This is a genomic window from Streptomyces sp. NPDC058001, assembly GCF_042886315.1.
In the GTDB taxonomy this organism is placed as follows: domain Bacteria; phylum Actinomycetota; class Actinomycetes; order Streptomycetales; family Streptomycetaceae; genus Streptomyces.
Map to the genome: position 1 here is coordinate 184,578 of NZ_JBHVQT010000008.1, position 16,245 is coordinate 200,822.

Sequence of the window (16,245 nt, forward strand, 5' to 3'; positions counted from 1 at the left end):
CTGGGCGGGGAGAGGGAACACCGCGACAGCGGTGGTCGTAAGAGAGCGAGAAAGCCGTCAGTGTTGACAGACGGCGCGGCAAGTGGCCGTACACAGCGCGCTGTTGACACGCAGCAGGTCGACGGAGCGGTCCGCGCACAGAAGGACGCGGCCGAGGCGCCGCCATGCGGCCGTCCCGTCAGCTGCGTACATCGCTGTCACCATCACTTCTCCGGCCCTGGGGCACCTGGGTCTGCGCGGCAAGTTAGGCATGTGCCGAAAAGAATGTCAATGCGGGTGACCACCAGGTGAGACCGCGTACTCGGCCTTCTTGACGACGTCACGGGGCACCCCGAAACTGACGTGGACGGTCACGATGGTCAGCGCCCACGGCGCGGGTTCGGACAGTACGCGTGGTCAACGAGAGGTGGACTTGGAGCGCGGGGAGCTGATCGGAGGCCGGTACGAGCTGATCAAGCGGCTCGGCCGCGGGGGTATGGGCGAAGTATGGGCCGGTAGGGACCGCAGTCTGCGCCGCGATGTCGCGATCAAGCTGCTCGCCGTTGACGACGCACCCCACCCGGAGCTTGCCCTGCGGTTCGAGCGCGAGGCGGTGGCTGCCGCGCAGATCAACCATGCTCATGCCGTCGCCCTTTACACGACCGCGGCGTCCACGAGGACGCGCTGTTCCTGATCATGGAGAAGGTCGAGGGCGCCACGCTCGCCGAGCACATCCGCGACGAGGGTCCGATGTTCCTCGCCCGCGCGCTGGAGTTCGTTCACGGGATATGTGCCGCGCTCGTCGCCGCGCATCAGGCCGGTGTCATCCACTACGACATCAAGCCGCACAACGTGATGATCACCGTCGATGGGCAGGTGAAAGTCGTCGACTTCGGCATCGCCGGGTTCGTCCAGACCATGTTCACCGTGGCCAGTTCCTCGCATCTGACTCCGGCCGGCACCCCTGAGTACGGCGCGCCCGAACAGTTCCTGACCGAGCGCGGCGACAGGCGTTCGGACCTGTACGCGCTCGGCGGGGTGCTGTTCGCCATGCTGACCGGCCGGCCTCCCTTCACCGGGCACAACGCATTGGCGGTCGTGCGCCGCAAGTTGGACGAAGACGCCCCCTCCCTCGCCGCACTCCCCGATGACCGAGCGACAGCGGACAGATCTGATGGAAGCCCTCGTCGGCTACGGCGGCCAGCCGTGGGTGCCGTCACCTTCCTTTGTGTCGCTCCCCGTTGATCTGTGAGATCGAGGAACTCCACATCAGCGCTGCCGAGTTCAAAGAGCAATGAAGCGTGCCTGGACCGGACAACAGCACACCGGGGCCGGGGCACTCGATCTGCCCCGGCCCCGGTCGGCCGACCGTGCCCGCGCCGTGGTCAGACCAGCCACCGGTTGCGGGCGACGAAGGGGACGCGTTCCCAGATGCGGCCGAGTCCCCAGGTGCGTCCGGCGTACCCGGCGGCGAGGGCGATCAGGACGGCCGCGTAGAGGACGTGGTAGTCGAGGATCGGGTTGGTCGACATGCTCGGGGAGCCGTCGGAGAGGTGGCGGGCCGGAGGCCACTCCGCGACCCACATCAGCGCCATCATCACGGTGCCCGCCACGGCGGCGAACCGCAGTCCGATCCCGGCCAGGAGAGCGACGCCGATGCCGAGCAGGCCGAGCATGAACAGCCAGTCCGCCCAGGCCGCGCCCGCCCAGCCGTGGAACGTGGACTCCATCGGGCCCGCCGCCACGCCACCGAGGAACCCCTTGGTCGGAGAACCGCCGTCCACCCAGCCCTTGCCGCCGGACGTCGCGTACCCCCAGCCGAACGCCTTGTCGAGGAAGGCCCACAGGAACACCCCGGCGGCCAGTATCCGGACGACGGCGACCATCCGGGCGAACAGGAGGGTCCCGGCAACGGATCCGGTGGTCTCGCCGGGCGCCGGGGTGGTGTCCGTCCTCTTGTGCCGGAAGATGCCGGGGCGCCTGGCGGAGTGGTCGTGCACGGTAGCCATGAGGTCGTCCTTTCCGCGGGATGTGAACCGTTCGTGTTCGGTTGCGGACTCACTGTCCCGCTCGGGACGCGACCGGCGCGGGAGGCGTTGGGCCCTGCTCGGGGGGCCGAACGGCACTGTGGGGAAGGGCCGGTTGGGGTGCCGCCACCGTTGGGGAGGTCGGCGGACATGCGAACGGCCCGGCCCGTGGCGGGTACGTTCGCCACGGGCCGGGCCGTTCGACCGTCGCGCCGCACGCGCGACACGGCGTGGGATTCAGGTGCTGTGCGGCACCACCACGACGGGGCATTGCGCGTGATGCAGCAACGCGTGGCTGATACGGCCGAGTTGGAGCCCGAAGTGTCCCTCACGGCGCCGTGCGCCCACGATCACCAGGTCGGCCGCCGCCGAGCGATGGACGAGTACCTTCGTCGCCGGCCCCTCCGGCGTGACCTGCTCCAGACGGATTTCGGGGTGATCGGCGGCGTCCCCTTCGAGGGCCTTCTCCAGTAGCAGGGACGCCTGTTCCTTGTGGAAGCGCGCCGGTTCCCCGGCCATCATCGGATGGTCGGTGTCCTCGTGCGACGGGACGCGCCAGGTCCGTACCGCGCTCAGCGTCGACCTGCGGACGGCGGCCTCCTCGAATGCGAACCGCACTGCCTCCGAGCCCACCGGGGCGTCCCCCACTCCCAGCAGGATCTTCCCGTGGGTCCCGGCCAGGCCCGCCTTGTCACCGCGCACGACCACGACCGGGCACCGTGCGTGGGCGGCCACCGTCAGGCTCACCGATCCCAGGAGCAGCCCCGCGATCCCGCCGCGGCCCCGTGCACCGGTGACCACCGCGAACGCGGTTCCGCTCTCGGTGATCAGTGTCTCCGCCGCGTCATGGGGCACCACCTCCGTCGACACCCTCACCTCCGGGTGCCGGCGCGTGGCGCGTTCCGCCGCCGACGCCACGACGTGCTGGGCCGCGATCTCCTCCGGCGGGCGGCCCAGACCGCCCGCCAGGGCGATCCCGTCGTACCGCTCCCAGAGCGAGGCGAAGATCAGGCGCAGCCGCAGCCCGCGGCGCGCTGCCTCCTCCACCGCCCAGTCCGCCGCCCGGATACTGGACTCGGAGCCGTCGACACCGACGACCAGGGGCTTGTCCATCGCCCCCACCACCTTTCGCCCGGTCCGGTCACGAAGCGGGCCTCGTGTGCCTCATGTGCGCGGTCTCCGCACCACCCTCGCATCGCCCACGCGGCGGACAGCAGGGCCGCACGGGTCCCTGCCGGGGACCGACCGGCCCCATGACCAGGGTCGCGCAGCCCCTGGCAGGCGCCTTCCCCCCGCAACGAATGTGGAGGCATACCCCCAGGCTCCGAGGGAGGCCACACATGCCGGACAGCCGACACCCCCGTACCCACGCCCTGCTCGCCGACGGGACCACGGTGCTGATCAGGCCGGCCCGCGCGGAAGACCACGGCGCGATACTGCGGTTCTACGAGGCGATGTCCACGGAGAACCTCCGGTTGCGGTTCTTCGGGATCAGCGGCCGGTCGGCGGCACTGGCCGCCGACCGCACGGCGGTGCCGGGCACGGCGGGACGGCGGGCCCTGATGGCGGAGGCCGGCGGACGGCTCCTGGGCATCGCGGAGTACGAGGCCGAACCGGACACCGCCCGCGCGGAGGTCGCGGTGGCGGTCGCCGACAGCCGCCACCACCGCGGCGTCGGCACCCTGCTCCTGGAACACCTGGTGGCGGCGGCCCGCGAGGACGGGGTCGGGCAGTTCACGGCCGACGCCCTCGCCGAGAACCACGAGATCCTCAAGGTCTTCCGCGATCTGGGCCTGCCCTGCACACGCCACTTCCACGGGCCCGAGGTGCACTGCACCGTCGACCTCGAACCGGAAGAGCCCTATCTGAGTGCCGTGGACAGCCGGGCAGGCAGCGCCGACGTGGCGAGTCTGCGTCCGCTGCTGAGCCCCCGCTCGGTCGTGGTGGTCGGCGCGGGCCGCAGGGCGGGCTCGGTGGGGCGGGCCGTACTCCACAACATCCGCCACGGAGGATTCACCGGCCGCCTGTACGCGGTCAATCCGCAGGCCACAGCGATCGAGACGGTACCCAGCCACCCCTCGGTCGCCGATCTGCCCATCGCCCCGGATCTGGCCGTACTGGCCGTGCCCGCGTCCGCCGTGCCGGGCGTGGCCGCCGAGTGCGGCGAGCGCGGGATCAAGGCCCTGGTCGTCGTCTCGTCCGGGCTGGACTCGGGACAGGCACGGGATCTACTGGACACGTGCCGCAGCCACGACATGCGCCTCGTAGGCCCCAACTGCCTCGGCCTCGCTGTCACCACGTCCGGTGTGTCCCTCGACGCCACCTTCGCCGCGCGGCGTCCGCGCCCCGGCTCGGCGGGTGTCGCCGTGCAGTCCGGCGGCGTCGGCATCGCTGTCCTCGACGGCCTCGCGCGGCTGGACATCGGCGTGTCCACCTTCGTCTCGCTGGGCGACAAGTACGACGTCAGCGGCAACGATCTGCTCCACTGGTGGGAGAGCGACGGTGTCACCGATCTCGCGATCCTGCATCTGGAATCCTTCGGCAACCCCCGTGGCTTCTCCCGGACCGCACGGCGCGTGGCGCGCCGGATGCCCGTCCTCACGGTCGACGCGGGACGGTCGGACGCGGGCCGCAAGGCCGCCGTGTCCCACACGGCCGCCGCCGCGATTCCGACGATGACCCGCCAGGCACTGTTCACGCAGGCCGGGATCACCGCCGCCCGGACCGTCGCCGAACTCCTCGACACGGCCGCGCTGTTGCACGCCCAGCCGCTGCCGGCCGGGGCGAACGTCGCCGTCGTGACCAATGCGGGCGGTGTCGGTGTCCTCGCCGCCGACGCCTGTGCCGAGGCGGGCCTGCGGCTGCCGGACATCGGCGGCGAACTGGCCGACGAGCTACGGAACCTGCTGCCCGAAGGGGCCTGTGTGACCAACCCGGTCGACGTCACGCCGGCGGTGAGCGAGGAGCAACTGCGCCGCTGCGTGGACCGCTTGACGGAACACGGGGCCGTGGACGCCGTAGTCGTCGTCCTGGTACCCACCGCGATCGCCGTCGCGACCGGCGACGACCTGATCCGGGCGCTGACGCGTGGCGGACGCCGCCCGCGCACCGTCGTCGCGGTCCTGCCCGCGCAGGAACCACGGGTGGCCCTGCTGCCCGCCCCCGGCGGCAACGGGATACCGGCCTACAGCGACACGGAGGGCGCGGCGAGGGCCCTGTCCCATGCGGTACGCCGCTCCCGTTGGCTGGCCCGCCCGCCCGGACTCCTTCCCCGGCCCGCCGGAGTCGACCGGCACGCCGCCGCGCGTACCGTCGAGAAGTTCCTCGCCGACCACACCGAGGGCGGCTGGCTCGGTCCGGAGTACACCGCCGCCCTCCTCGACGCCTACGGCATCCCGCAACTCGACTGGGCCTGGACCCGTACCGAGGAGGACGCGGTGTCCGCCGCGGCCCGTCTCAGTGACGCGGGCGGTGGCGGTGTGGTGCTCAAGGCCCACTGGCCGGGGCTCATCCACAAGAGCGAACAGCACGCCCTCCACCTCGACCTGCGCGGCGCCTCCCAGGTCAGGGCCGCGCACCGGGACCTCGTCGCGCGGTTCGGCGACCGGATGACGGGCGTCGTCGTCCAGCCGCTGGCCGCACGCGGCACCGAACTGTTCGCCGGGGTGACGCAGGACGCCGTGTTCGGGCCGCTGGTCCTCTTCGGCCTGGGCGGTACCGCGACCGAACTCCTCGCCGACCACGCGGCACGGCTGGCACCGCTCAGCGACCAGGACGTCCACGACCTGATCACCTCACCCCGGTGCGCCCCGCTGCTCTTCGGCTACCGAGGCCAGGGCCCGGTGGACCTCGAAGGACTGGAGCAACTGCTGCTCCGGCTCTCCTGGATGGCCACCGATCTGCCGCAGTTGGCCGAGGCCGACCTCAACCCCGTAATGGCCCGCCCGGACGGCGTGACACCACTGGACGTCCGTGTCCGGCTGGTACCCCGCCGCATCCCCGACCCCTATCTGCGCCGCCTTCGGTGACCTCGCCGGAAAGCCCGCGAGCCGCAGCGCACACGGGAGGAAGGACCGTCATGAAGTACAGGAAAGTCGGGACCGTGATGGTCACCGATGTGGTCAAGGCCGCATACGGGACGCGCATCGAGGAGGCCGCGCGCCTCCTCGGTGAGAACCGGGTCAGCGGGCTGCCCGTCGTCGACGACGACGAGAAGGTGATCGGTGTCGTCTCGGCGAGCGACCTGGCGGCGCACCGGTCCTCAGCGGCCCCCGGGGGCTGGACCGTCGGCGCGTTGATGTCGGCGCCCGCGATCACGGTCCACGCCGACGCCACGATCGCGGAGGCGGCGCGCACCATGGCGGCCCACCGGATGGAACGGCTCCCCGTCCTCGACGAGGAGGACCGGCTCGTCGGCATGGTGACCCGCCGCGACCTGCTCCAGATCTTCCTCCGGCCGGACGAGGACATCCGGCGTGACGTGGTCGAGACCGTGATCGTCGGCGCGCTGCGCCTCGCCCCGCCGGCCGTGACCGTCATCGTCCGGGAAGGTGTCGTCATCCTGGCGGGGCGGGTCGAGCAGCTCAGCGAGAAATCCATCGTCCTCGGGATGACCGGTCAAGTCGACGGCGTGGTCGGCGTGGTGGACCGCGTCACCTACCGCGTCGACGACTCCCACCCGCGACCCGCCGCCCGGTACCCACGAAGTACCGGCGAGGGCCTGCCGTACACACCCTGACCCCGCGCACACCATGACCGGACGCACCATGGCCCCGCACACACCATGACCAAGGAGGCCCACCATGACGACGAACGTGCTGGTCGCCTACGCCACCAGGAACGGATCCACCGCCGAGGTGGCGGCCGTCATCGCCGACGCGCTACGCGGAGAGGGTCTCCGGGCCGAGGCACGGCAGGTGACCGACCGGGTCGACGTGTCGGCGTACAACGCCGTGGTCCTCGGCAGCGGCGTCTACGCGGGCCGCTGGCTGCGCGACGCCCACCGCTTCGTACGCCGCGAACACCACGCCCTGGTCCGCCTTCCGGTCTGGCTCTTCAGCAGCGGCCCCCTGGACCGGTCGGCGAGCGAACGGGACATTCCCCCCGTGCCCGGTGCCTTCCGTATAGCGCGGCGCCTCGGAGTCGAGGGCCACGTCACGTTCGGCGGTTGCCTGAAGGACGGAGCGCGCGGCCGGGTCGCGCGCATGCTGCTCAAGCAGGGACGCGGAGGCGACTTCCGGGATCAGGGGCAGATCCGTTCGTGGGCGCGGGACATCGCTCACGAACTCGTCGCCGAACGTGTGGGGCCCTGAGAGCCCCTTCGGAACAGGAGATCGAGACGATGACACCATCCGTGACCATGATCAACGCCCTGTCGCCCGCCGCACGTCAGCGGCTGATGAGCCTCGCGCGGGAGGTCAGCTTCCCGCCGGGTACGCGGATCTTCGAGGAAGGACATCACGCGGACCGCTTCTGGGTCGTCCGCAGCGGCACCGTCGAACTCGACATGAAGGTGCCGGGCCGCCGCGCCGCCGTCATCGAGTCACTCGGCCATGGCGAACTCCTCGGCTGGTCCTGGCTGTTCCCGCCGCACACGTGGCATCTGGGGGCCGAGGCGGCGACCCCGGTACGCGCCCACGAGTTCGACGCCGCCGACGTCCGGACCCTGTGTGCCGAAGACCCCGCCATCGGACAGGCCGTCACCCATTGGGTGGGGTGTGTGGTCGCCCACCGTCTCCAGGCCGCCCGCATCCGGCTCCTGGACCTCTACGCGCCCCACGGCAGCGGGATCGCCCACTGACGCGGGTGCGATCAAAAGCCGCCGAACGCCCTCTCAGCTGTTCGGCACGACGAGTGAGCAGATCTCCCCGGGCGGGATGGTCACCGCGCGATCGGCCAGTACCACGCGGATCGGTGACTCCACCGACTCGGGCACAGCGATCTCCACCTGTCCGCTCCGGCGTCGTACGCCGATGCCCCAGTGGCCGCGATAGTGCAACGCGAATCCGTACTCGGAGAGTGCCGGGAGGGGCACCGGGTCCAGCCAGAGGGCGTCCTCGCGTGTCTCCAGGCCCGTCAGGCCGCGCTGGACCAGGTCGAGCGTCCCGGCCATGGCCCCGAGATGGATGCCCTCCCCGGTCGTGCCGCCCTGGACATCGGCGATGTCCCCCTCCAGGGCCTCGCGGACGTACTGCCAGGCGTCGGCCCGTCTGGCCCTGGCGAGAACCAGACCGTGGACGAGTCCGCTGAGAGTCGAACCGTGGCTGGTGCGCCGCAGGTAGTAGTCGACGGTTCTGTGCCAGATGTCGTCGTCCAGGTCGTACCCGAGGCGCAGGAACAGGCGCCGCAGTTCGGTACGTGAGAACAGATAGCCGAGCATGAGGACATCGGCCTGCTTGGACGCCTTGTAGCGGTTGACCGTGTCGCCCTCGGCCTCAAGGATGCGGTCCAGCCGCCGGATGGTGCCGTAGCGGGCACGGTAGGCGTCCCAGTCGAGTTCGGTGAGGTCTTCGTAGCCCTCGAACTGGCTGATCATCCCCTCGTGGAACGGCACGCGCAGGCGCCGGGAGATCTCCTCCCACTTCGGCAGCTCGTCGGCGTCGAGCCCGATCCGCTGGAACAGTTCGTCGCGGCGCCAGGCGGGAAGGCGGCGTACGAGGTCCAGGGCGCGGGTGAGGACCCAGGCGGCGGTGACGTTGGTGTACGCGTTGTCGTCGAGCCCCGGCAGGACGGAGTCCGGGTAACGGTCGTGGTACTCGTCGGGGCCGACGACGCCTCGGATCCGATAGCGGTCGATGCCGGGGTCGAAGACCGCGATGTCCGCCCAGAAACGAGCGATCTGGAGCAGCATCTCCGCGCCCTTGGTGTGCAGATACTCCGTGTCGCCGCTGGCCTCGCAGTACTGCCACACGTTGTAGGCGATCGCGGAGCCGACGTGATGCTGGAGCCTGGAGTGGTCCGGCAGCCAGCGGCCCGAGTCAGGATTGAGATGCCACTCCTGGGTCTCCTCGCGGCCGTCGCTTCCGCTCTGCCACGGATACATCGCCCCGGCCCGTCCGGCCGCGGTGGCCGCCCCGCAGGCCCGGGGGAGGCGGCGGTAGCGGTAGTTCAGCAGCGCCCGGGAGACCTCCGGGAAACGCAGGTTGAGATAGGGCAGGACGAACAGCTCGTCCCAGAAGACATGCCCCCGGTACGCCTCGCCGTGCAGCCCCCGGGCGGGGACACCCACGTCCAGATCGGCGGTGTGCGGCGAGAGCGTCTGCAGGACGTGGAACAGATGGAAGCGCAGAATGCGGCCGGCCTCGCCGGGGACCCGGATCTCCGCGCGCTGCCACAGCCGCTCCCACGCGGCGGCATGGGAGTCCAGCAGGGCGGCGAAGTCCGGCGCCGCGGACACCCGGTCGATCGCGGCGCCGAGCGGGTCGCTGATCGCCGTGTCCCGTGAGGTGTGCAGTGCCACGGTCTTCTCCACGGTGACGGTCCGGCCGGGAGAGAGGGGGAGGACCAGGCTGTGGACGGCACGGTGCCGGGCCGGACGGAGCACCGAGGAGATCGGATCCCGGTCCGCCGCGACCGTCGTTCTGGCGGCCAGGGCGACAGCGATGTCCGATGCGCTGGTCCGGCAGGTCAGCCAGACCGTGCGCGGTTCGTACGCGCCGGTCCGCACCCGCGCCACATGGCGGCGGCTGAGTGTGCGGTAGCGGTGCACGTTGCCGTTGATCACCTCGCCGTCGAGACCGCTTTCGATCTCGATCTCTCCCGACCAGTCCTCGGCCGTGAAAACCGTCCGCAGCGCGGCCAGGTGAGGATCCCCCATGTGCACCAGGCGCGTCTGCTCGACGCCCAGCACACCCGTCGCGTCGTCCCGGTGACGGAAGGTCCGGGTGAGTGTGGCGCGGCGAAGATCCAGGGTGTGCCGGTGGTCCAGGAGGGCGTGGGTGTGGGGAGACAACCACGGGCCCCACGCGCCGCCGGCGCGGCGCAACCGGAACCGGAGAAGCAGCCAGTTCGGAAGGTTGACCAGGTCCTCGTTCACCACCTGCCGTCCCGCCACGGTCGACTCCAGGCGGTTGTAGCACCCGGCCACATAGGTCCCCGGGTAGTGCACCAGACCGGCCCGGCACTCGGGCACGGCGCCCCGCGTGGCGAAGTAACCGTTGCCGAGCGTGCAGAGCGATTCACGCAACCGTTCGGCCGCCGGGTCGTACCCCGTCCACTCCCACGTCCACTCCGACATCCGCCGTCCTTCCCTCTGCTCCGGAAGCCACGCGGCCCCGGTGTCGCGCGGTGGACCCCGGACCGGCTGAAGGACGACGTACCGATGGCATCTGAACAGGGCGTTCCCCGAACACGGCGTTCCCCGTCCGACATCTACCTCAGATCTCGCCGTGCCGCATGCCGGCCCGATGTGACAGGGCCCCACCCGGCACAAACATCCACGTGATGGGCGCCCGCGCCCCGGAGGCCGGGAGCCCCGTCCTGTGGCACCGAACCCGCGCCGGGACGAAGCTGGTAGTGACCGCGGAGCTGACCAGGAGGTCTGCTGCCGCTCATATCCGTGCTCGACGGCGGGAGGTCGAGGGCAGTGAACAAGGACGCGACGCCGTCCGCCGGACCCACCAGGGCATCGTCCGGCCGGGCCGACCTCGACCGGCGCATCACGGTGCGGTGCGAGCAGCTCGGACTCACCCGGGAAGTGGCGGCGCACCGGGCGGGGATGTCCCCGCACTACCTCCGGCGTGTGCTGCACTGCGGAGCCGACTTCGACCCCGCCGCCCTGCTGCGGCTGGCCACGGTACTGGGGATGAGCCGTGAGGAACTGGTGGAAGGCCCGGCCGCACCGCCCCCCGGCCAAGCGCAGGCGGCCGACCACCCGGTCCTCATGAAACTCACGACCCGCGAATGCTGGGACCGACTCGACACCCACGGCATCGGCCGGGTGGCTCTGCCCGTCCGCCCGGGGCCGACCGTCTTCCCGGTCAACTACACCGTCGAGGGCGGCACCGTCACCTACCGCACCGACCCCGAAGGCCCGGTCGCCGCCGCGCCCGGTGCCGAGGTCTCCTTCGAGGCGGACCGCGTGGACGAGCAGCTGCGTACCGGCTGGAGCGTCCTCGTCGTCGGAACCGCCGAGCACGTCGCCGATCCGGACACCGTGCGACGCCTCACCGCGCGGGCGGGAACCGAACCGTGGGCGGGCGGCACACGCGATCTCTGGATCCGCATCGTTCCCAGCGGCGTAACCGGCCGCCTCATCCGGTCCGCGAAGGGCGGCCACGACCTGCTGTCTCCCCCGGGGAGGGCGGGGTGACCGGGTGACCGGGTGACCGGGTGACCGGGTGACCGGGTGACCGGGCGACTGGCTGACCGGGTGACTGGCTGACCGGGTGACTGGGTGACTGGGTGACTGGGTGACTCGCCAAGGCTCACGGCCTCGGAGATCAGCGACGCGTCCCGGGACCGCGGCCACGCGTCACGGCGTCGTCCGGCGCCACGTCGGCCCGACCCGGGCCCACTCGGTCTCCCACTGACGCAGACGCATGCGGTCGAGCGGTACGCGGACCAGTCGGCCACCGAGCACGACCAGCCCACTGACGCCCAGACCGGCCAGCACCCCGGTGAAGGCACTCTCCATGTTCCCCTCGACCTCCGTGGGAGGAGCCGACACCAGCCGGTCCTGATGATTGGTCCAAACCTTCACCGCCTCACCCGCGGCCGTATCGGCCCACACCCGTGTCGTGCCCGTATGCACCGATCCGTCCTGCGCGGTCCACCGAACCTGAGCCCGTACCTGGCTCCCGACCGCCGTCCCCAGAACCTCCGGGGGCGCACTCGTGACGAGGACGGCACTGACCTCGTGGCGGCTCGCGCGCTGGGCGTCGAATGACGCCGTCGCCGCCTGGGACGCCGCGACCCCGGCCACAGCGCCGCCGGCCACGGCCAGTGCACAGGTCGACAGCACGAGCCACGCCTCGGCGCGATCGCTGGTGCGCCTGAGTGGATTGCGGCGCCACCTCCAGAGCAGCCGCCCCCTACGGGTACCCACGCTTCCCTCGCGCCTCTCCGGCTCCGGCTCCGTCATCGTCCCGCACCTCCTCGCCCCCGACGTCCCCGAGGTCCCCGACGCTTCGAGCGTGCGCCGGGCCGTGCGGTGGTGGTCAGGGGCCGACATGGTGCCGATCGGGGGCCGTGCGGCCCCGTCCGGGTGGGCCGATGGGGCCGTTCAGCCCTGGCGCGACGGGACCTGCGGGGGTGACGATCCTCCTAGGGGCCGGACCGGCTCGGCTCAGCGGACCGAAGGACGGGTCATGACGGATTCAGCTCCTGCCTCATCGCTTCGGACCACCCCCGTGCGGGTGTTCCTGGTCGACGATCACGAGGTGGTGCGGCGCGGGCTCACGGATCTCCTCGGCGGCGAACCGGACATCGACGTGGTGGGCGAGGCGGCGACCGTCGATCAGGCGCTCTCGCGCGGTCCCGCCCTGCGCCCCGACGTCGCCGTCCTGGACGTACGGCTTCCGGACGGCGACGGGATCACCGTGTGCAGGGAACTCCGGTCGCGGATGCCGGAGTTGGCGTGTCTGATGCTGACCTCGTTCGACGACGACGATGCCCTGCTCGACGCGATCATGGCGGGCGCCTCGGGATACGTACTGAAGCAGATCAAGGGCTCCGACCTGGTGTCGGCGGTCCGAACGGTCGCCTCGGGCCAGTCCATGCTCGATCCGGCGACGACGACACGGCTGATGAGCAGCCTGCGCACGGAACCGGCCGGGGCACCCGCCGAACCCGACGGTGTGGAGGGTCTCACCACACGGGAGCGGGAGATCCTGCTGCTGATCGGCGAGGGACTCACCAACCGGCAGATCGGCAAGCGCCTGTTCCTCTCCGAGAAGACGGTCAAGAACCACATCTCCCGGCTGCTCGCCAAACTCGGCGTGCACCGCCGTATCCAGGCCGCCGTCATCGCGTACCGGGTCGACCACCCGGAGACGTGAGAGGGCCCGTACGGGGCGGGCCTACCGCAGTGGCACGCGCCAGGTCAGTCGCGTGCCCCCACCGGGCGCGGACGACGGCTCGAAGGTGCCGCCCGACGCCGTGGCACGATCCGCGATGTTCTTCAGCCCGCTGCGCACCGGGGACTCCGGAAGGCCCACACCGTTGTCCGTGACGGTCAGCGTCAGGGCGTCGTCGGCCACGACCAGGTGCACATCGGCGGTGTGCGCATGGGCGTGGCGGGCGGTGTTGCTCAGCGCTTCGACGACCACCGCGACCGCGTCGTCGCCGATCGCGTCGGGGACGTCGGTGTCGACCAGGCCCTCCAGCCTGAGCGACGGCGCGAAGCCCAGGGCCGCCGTCGCCGCGGCGACGGCCGCCGCCAGTCGCCGGCGCAATCCCCGGGCTTCGGCGCCCCGGTCGTGCGTCCGCAGCCCGAAGATCGTGGAGCGGATGATCTTGATGGTGTCGTCCAGGTCCTGGACCGACCGCTCCAGCCGTTCGACCGCTTCCGGGTGTTCCACGAACCGTTCCGCGCTCTGGAGGGTCATACCGGTGGCGAACAGTCGCTGGATGGCGAGGTCGTGCAGGTCCCTGGCGATACGTTCCCGGTCCTTGAGGAGCGCGATCTGCTCGGCGTCCCGGCGCCGTTCCGCCAGTTCCATGGCCAGCGCCGCCTGCCCGGCGAGTCCGAGGAGCAGCGCCGAGTCGCGCTGGGTGAAGGGAGCGCGGCCCGCGCCGCGGGCGAGGACGAGGACGCCGCGCGCGACGGTGCCGCTGCCCATGGGGACGGCCAGCGCCGGGCCGAGCCCTGCCCAACGGTCAGGGGCCCCCGCGGTACGGGCGTCGTCGGCGACATCTCCGCAGAGGACCGGTTCGGCCCGCGTGAACGCGGCGTGCGCGAAGCCGTCGTCCGGGGAGAGCAGCGCGCCGTCGTGCCTCCCCGCATCCCGGCCGACGGCCAGTGCGGTCCGCAGCCCCGGCGTGTCCTTGGCCGGTACGGCGACCATGCCCAGGTCGGCGGAGACGATCTCCATGGCCCGTTCGACCAGCAGACGCAGCGCCTGTGTGGTCGAGGTGCCCGAGAGCAGGCTGCTGGTGATCTCGGCGCCGGCCCGCAGCCACTCCTCACGGCGCCGTGCCTCCTCGTACAGGCGGGCGTTCTCGATGGCGACTCCGGCGGCCACGGCCAGGGTCGACAGGACCGACTCGTCCTCGTCGTCGAACTCCTTCGCGCCGCGCTTCTCGGTGAGATACAGGTTGCCGAAGACCTCGTCCCGTACCCGGATGGGGACGCCGAGGAAGGAATGCATCGGCGGATGGTTCTCGGGAAATCCGTACGACGCGGGGTGCTGCGACAGTTCGGGCAGCCGGAGCGGCTCCGGGTGGCGGATGAGTTCGCCGAGGAGACCGTGCCCCCGTGGCAGGTCGCCGATCCGGGCGCGCACGTCGTCGCTGATACCCACGGGCAGGAACTCCGCGAGGCGCCGGTCCTCACCGATCACTCCGAGCGCCCCGTACTCGGCGTCCACCAGGACGACGGCTGCTTCCACGATCCGGCGTAGTACGTGCGGAAGATCCAGTTCCCGGCCGACCGAGAGAACCGCTTCGAGGAGCCCGTGCACCCGGTCCCGGGTACCCCGTACCTCGTCGATCCGTATCTGAAGTTCTTCGAGCAGGTCGTCCAGGCGCAGCCGCGGGATGTTCGCGTGGTCCCGCCCGCTCTCTCGGTCCACGACGCCTCCGCGCACTCGCGACACTCGAACCGACCGGCGATTCCCCGTGCCTCCACGATAGAGGGCACCCGTCGTCCGGCGCATGAGCACGGGGCATTTGCCCAACGGCAGGCGTCATCCCCCGGCGTCGGGGCGTACGAGATGGTCGACCACCGACACCACGCCGTCGGACTGGCGCACCAGACGGATGAGGAGATCCGCCTGCCGGGCATCGCCGAGGCGTCCTTCCAGCGTCACCACTCCGTCGATGACGTGGACACCCACGGCGTCGGAGGGAAGGCCCAGCGCGTCCACGAGGACGTCCTCCACGACGTGCCGGCGGATCTCCGGATCGGGACGCAGGAAGACCCGGAGCAGGTCCCGGCGCGTGACGATCCCGGTGAGCCTGTCCCGCTGGTCCACCACGGGCAGGCGTTCCACGCCGTGCCGCAGCATCGTCCGGGCCGCTTCCACGACCGTGGCACTCGCCGCCACGGTGATCGCGGGCGACGACATCAGTGACCGTGCGGTCAGCTCCGCCGGGGCGCCGGGGGAAGCGCCACCCGGTTCCCGCCGCTCCGCGTCGGCCGACGCCTGCCGGGCGAGCAGGTCACTCTCCGAGATGACGCCCAGGACCCGGTCGTCCTCGTCGAGCACGGGCAGGCCGCTGAACCCTTGGGCGGCGAGCAGCTTGGCGATGTCCTTGAACGGCGTCTCCGGGACGACCGACACGACCTCGCCGGTCATCACCCTCGCCACATCGTTGTGTTCCATCGTTCCCACACCTCCTGTTGCCTCGTTCCCCGGTCCAACGCGGCCGTGCCGCCGACGAACGGGCCGAACAGGCCACGTGAACCTAGCCCGGCTCCTGAGCGTTCATGTCGAGCCTGATGTCGACAACACCCTCGACGGCGCGGACGGCACGCGCCACCAGGGGAATCAGCGTCGCGCTCGGCAGGGTGCCACCCAGGGTGACCACACCTTCGGCGACGGACACGGTCACCCGGGCGGTGGCGGGCAGGTGGTCGAGGACGGTGTGCCGGATCTCGTCGGCGATCTCCCCGTCCGGCCGCAGGAAGACCTTGAGCAGGTCGCCCCGGCTGACGACGCCCTCCAGCATGCCGGTGTCGTCGACCACCGGCAGACGTTTGACCTGCCGGCGCGCCATGATCCGCGCGGCCTCGGGGAGAGTGGCGCTCGGATGCACGGTGACGGCCGGGCTGGACATGAGTTCCTCGGCGACGACGGCACCCGCCTTGGCGGAGTCCGCGACCGACGGGACCGGGCCCTGCGGCTCGTCGAGGTGGAACTCCTCCTTGGGCAGCAGATCGGCCTCCGACACGACACCGATCACCCGACCCTCGCCCTCAAGGACGGGCAGAGCGCTGACCTTCCACTGGTCCATGAGTTCGACGATCTGCTTGTACGGGGCGTGCCGCCCCACGGCGACGGCGGTGTGCGTCATCACGTCGCTCACGATGTGCGGGGACGCGGGCATGCGATCACCTCGTTGGACTGCTCGGGCTTTC

15 protein-coding genes are annotated in these 16,245 nt (G+C 71.2%); 8 read left to right on the top strand and 7 right to left on the bottom strand.

The features are described from left to right. The first annotated feature begins 310 nt into the window (after positions 1–310). Positions 311–673 (top strand): hypothetical protein, encoded by a 363-nt coding sequence (locus ACFVT5_RS21245; RefSeq protein WP_389889950.1) that lies wholly within the window; start codon positions 311–313, stop codon positions 671–673. Between the two features lie 2 nt (positions 674–675). Continuing rightward, positions 676–1,224, top strand: coding sequence for a serine/threonine-protein kinase (locus ACFVT5_RS21250; RefSeq protein WP_389889953.1), 549 nt, complete (start codon positions 676–678; stop codon positions 1,222–1,224). 140 nt (positions 1,225–1,364) lie between these two features. On the opposite strand, the gene ACFVT5_RS21255 is transcribed toward ACFVT5_RS21250, so the two are convergent. Together ACFVT5_RS21255 and ACFVT5_RS21260 are read right to left on the bottom strand one after the other, a co-directional pair. Next, on the bottom strand, positions 1,365–1,988 hold the full coding sequence (locus ACFVT5_RS21255) for a hypothetical protein (protein WP_389889956.1): 624 nt from the start codon (positions 1,986–1,988) through the stop codon (positions 1,365–1,367). 255 nt (positions 1,989–2,243) lie between these two features. Continuing rightward, positions 2,244–3,119 (bottom strand): universal stress protein, encoded by an 876-nt coding sequence (locus ACFVT5_RS21260; RefSeq protein ID WP_389889959.1) that lies wholly within the window; start codon positions 3,117–3,119, stop codon positions 2,244–2,246. A gap of 227 nt (positions 3,120–3,346) precedes the next feature. Here ACFVT5_RS21260 and ACFVT5_RS21265 point away from each other — a divergent pair, with 227 nt between their 5' ends. The 4 genes from ACFVT5_RS21265 to ACFVT5_RS21280 all read left to right on the top strand — a co-directional run bounded on the left by ACFVT5_RS21265 (position 3,347) and on the right by ACFVT5_RS21280 (position 7,806). Continuing rightward, positions 3,347–6,034 carry a GNAT family N-acetyltransferase gene (locus ACFVT5_RS21265; protein ID WP_389889961.1) on the top strand — a complete coding sequence of 896 codons (2,688 nt, stop codon included), beginning with the start codon at positions 3,347–3,349 and terminating at the stop codon, positions 6,032–6,034. 50 nt (positions 6,035–6,084) lie between these two features. After that, positions 6,085–6,744, top strand: a complete 660-nt coding sequence (locus tag ACFVT5_RS21270) for a CBS domain-containing protein (RefSeq protein ID WP_389889964.1) — start codon at positions 6,085–6,087, stop codon at positions 6,742–6,744. Positions 6,745–6,808: 64 nt separating this feature from the next. Continuing rightward, positions 6,809–7,318: a flavodoxin domain-containing protein gene (locus ACFVT5_RS21275; RefSeq protein ID WP_389889967.1), complete on the top strand. Its 510-nt coding sequence runs from the start codon at positions 6,809–6,811 to the stop codon at positions 7,316–7,318. Positions 7,319–7,347: 29 nt separating this feature from the next. Then, positions 7,348–7,806 (top strand): cyclic nucleotide-binding domain-containing protein, encoded by a 459-nt coding sequence (locus ACFVT5_RS21280; protein ID WP_389889970.1) that lies wholly within the window; start codon positions 7,348–7,350, stop codon positions 7,804–7,806. Between the two features lie 33 nt (positions 7,807–7,839). On the opposite strand, the gene ACFVT5_RS21285 is transcribed toward ACFVT5_RS21280, so the two are convergent. Next, the gene (locus ACFVT5_RS21285) at positions 7,840–10,242 is read right to left on the bottom strand and encodes a glycoside hydrolase family 65 protein (protein WP_389889973.1); all 2,403 of its coding nucleotides are present in this window, start codon (positions 10,240–10,242) and stop codon (positions 7,840–7,842) included. Positions 10,243–10,590: 348 nt separating this feature from the next. Between ACFVT5_RS21285 and ACFVT5_RS21290 the strand changes: the two genes are divergently transcribed. Then, complete coding sequence (locus ACFVT5_RS21290; protein ID WP_389889976.1) at positions 10,591–11,316, top strand: helix-turn-helix domain-containing protein; 726 nt, start codon at positions 10,591–10,593, stop codon at positions 11,314–11,316. Between the two features lie 162 nt (positions 11,317–11,478). On the opposite strand, the gene ACFVT5_RS21295 is transcribed toward ACFVT5_RS21290, so the two are convergent. Beyond that, on the bottom strand, positions 11,479–12,087 hold the full coding sequence (locus tag ACFVT5_RS21295; protein WP_389889979.1) for a hypothetical protein: 609 nt from the start codon (positions 12,085–12,087) through the stop codon (positions 11,479–11,481). A gap of 226 nt (positions 12,088–12,313) precedes the next feature. Here ACFVT5_RS21295 and ACFVT5_RS21300 point away from each other — a divergent pair, with 226 nt between their 5' ends. After that, a complete protein-coding gene (locus ACFVT5_RS21300) occupies positions 12,314–13,003 on the top strand; it encodes a response regulator (protein ID WP_389889982.1) in 690 nt (229 codons plus the stop codon). Positions 13,004–13,024: 21 nt separating this feature from the next. On the opposite strand, the gene ACFVT5_RS21305 is transcribed toward ACFVT5_RS21300, so the two are convergent. The 3 genes from ACFVT5_RS21305 to ACFVT5_RS21315 all read right to left on the bottom strand — a co-directional run bounded on the left by ACFVT5_RS21305 (position 13,025) and on the right by ACFVT5_RS21315 (position 16,214). Beyond that, a complete protein-coding gene (locus ACFVT5_RS21305) occupies positions 13,025–14,737 on the bottom strand; it encodes a GAF domain-containing protein (RefSeq protein ID WP_389889985.1) in 1,713 nt (570 codons plus the stop codon). A 114-nt stretch (positions 14,738–14,851) separates the two neighbouring features. Beyond that, positions 14,852–15,490 carry a CBS domain-containing protein gene (locus tag ACFVT5_RS21310; protein WP_389889988.1) on the bottom strand — a complete coding sequence of 213 codons (639 nt, stop codon included), beginning with the start codon at positions 15,488–15,490 and terminating at the stop codon, positions 14,852–14,854. 82 nt (positions 15,491–15,572) lie between these two features. Then, positions 15,573–16,214, bottom strand: a complete 642-nt coding sequence (locus ACFVT5_RS21315; RefSeq protein ID WP_389889991.1) for a CBS domain-containing protein — start codon at positions 16,212–16,214, stop codon at positions 15,573–15,575. Positions 16,215–16,245 lie beyond the last annotated feature (31 nt).

Excerpts from the sequence above, each read along its gene's own strand:
- ACFVT5_RS21250 (WP_389889953.1), top strand. The coding sequence starts at position 676 with ATGGAGAAGGTCGAGGGCGCCACGCTCGCCGAGCACATCCGCGACGAG.
- ACFVT5_RS21255 (WP_389889956.1), bottom strand. The coding sequence starts at position 1,988 with ATGGCTACCGTGCACGACCACTCCGCCAGGCGCCCCGGCATCTTCCGG.
- ACFVT5_RS21260 (WP_389889959.1), bottom strand. The coding sequence starts at position 3,119 with ATGGACAAGCCCCTGGTCGTCGGTGTCGACGGCTCCGAGTCCAGTATC.
- ACFVT5_RS21265 (WP_389889961.1), top strand. The coding sequence starts at position 3,347 with ATGCCGGACAGCCGACACCCCCGTACCCACGCCCTGCTCGCCGACGGG.
- ACFVT5_RS21270 (WP_389889964.1), top strand. The coding sequence starts at position 6,085 with ATGAAGTACAGGAAAGTCGGGACCGTGATGGTCACCGATGTGGTCAAG.
- ACFVT5_RS21275 (WP_389889967.1), top strand. The coding sequence starts at position 6,809 with ATGACGACGAACGTGCTGGTCGCCTACGCCACCAGGAACGGATCCACC.
- ACFVT5_RS21280 (WP_389889970.1), top strand. The coding sequence starts at position 7,348 with ATGACACCATCCGTGACCATGATCAACGCCCTGTCGCCCGCCGCACGT.
- ACFVT5_RS21285 (WP_389889973.1), bottom strand. The coding sequence starts at position 10,242 with ATGTCGGAGTGGACGTGGGAGTGGACGGGGTACGACCCGGCGGCCGAA.
- ACFVT5_RS21295 (WP_389889979.1), bottom strand. The coding sequence starts at position 12,087 with ATGACGGAGCCGGAGCCGGAGAGGCGCGAGGGAAGCGTGGGTACCCGT.
- ACFVT5_RS21300 (WP_389889982.1), top strand. The coding sequence starts at position 12,314 with ATGACGGATTCAGCTCCTGCCTCATCGCTTCGGACCACCCCCGTGCGG.
- ACFVT5_RS21310 (WP_389889988.1), bottom strand. The coding sequence starts at position 15,490 with ATGGAACACAACGATGTGGCGAGGGTGATGACCGGCGAGGTCGTGTCG.
- ACFVT5_RS21315 (WP_389889991.1), bottom strand. The coding sequence starts at position 16,214 with ATGCCCGCGTCCCCGCACATCGTGAGCGACGTGATGACGCACACCGCC.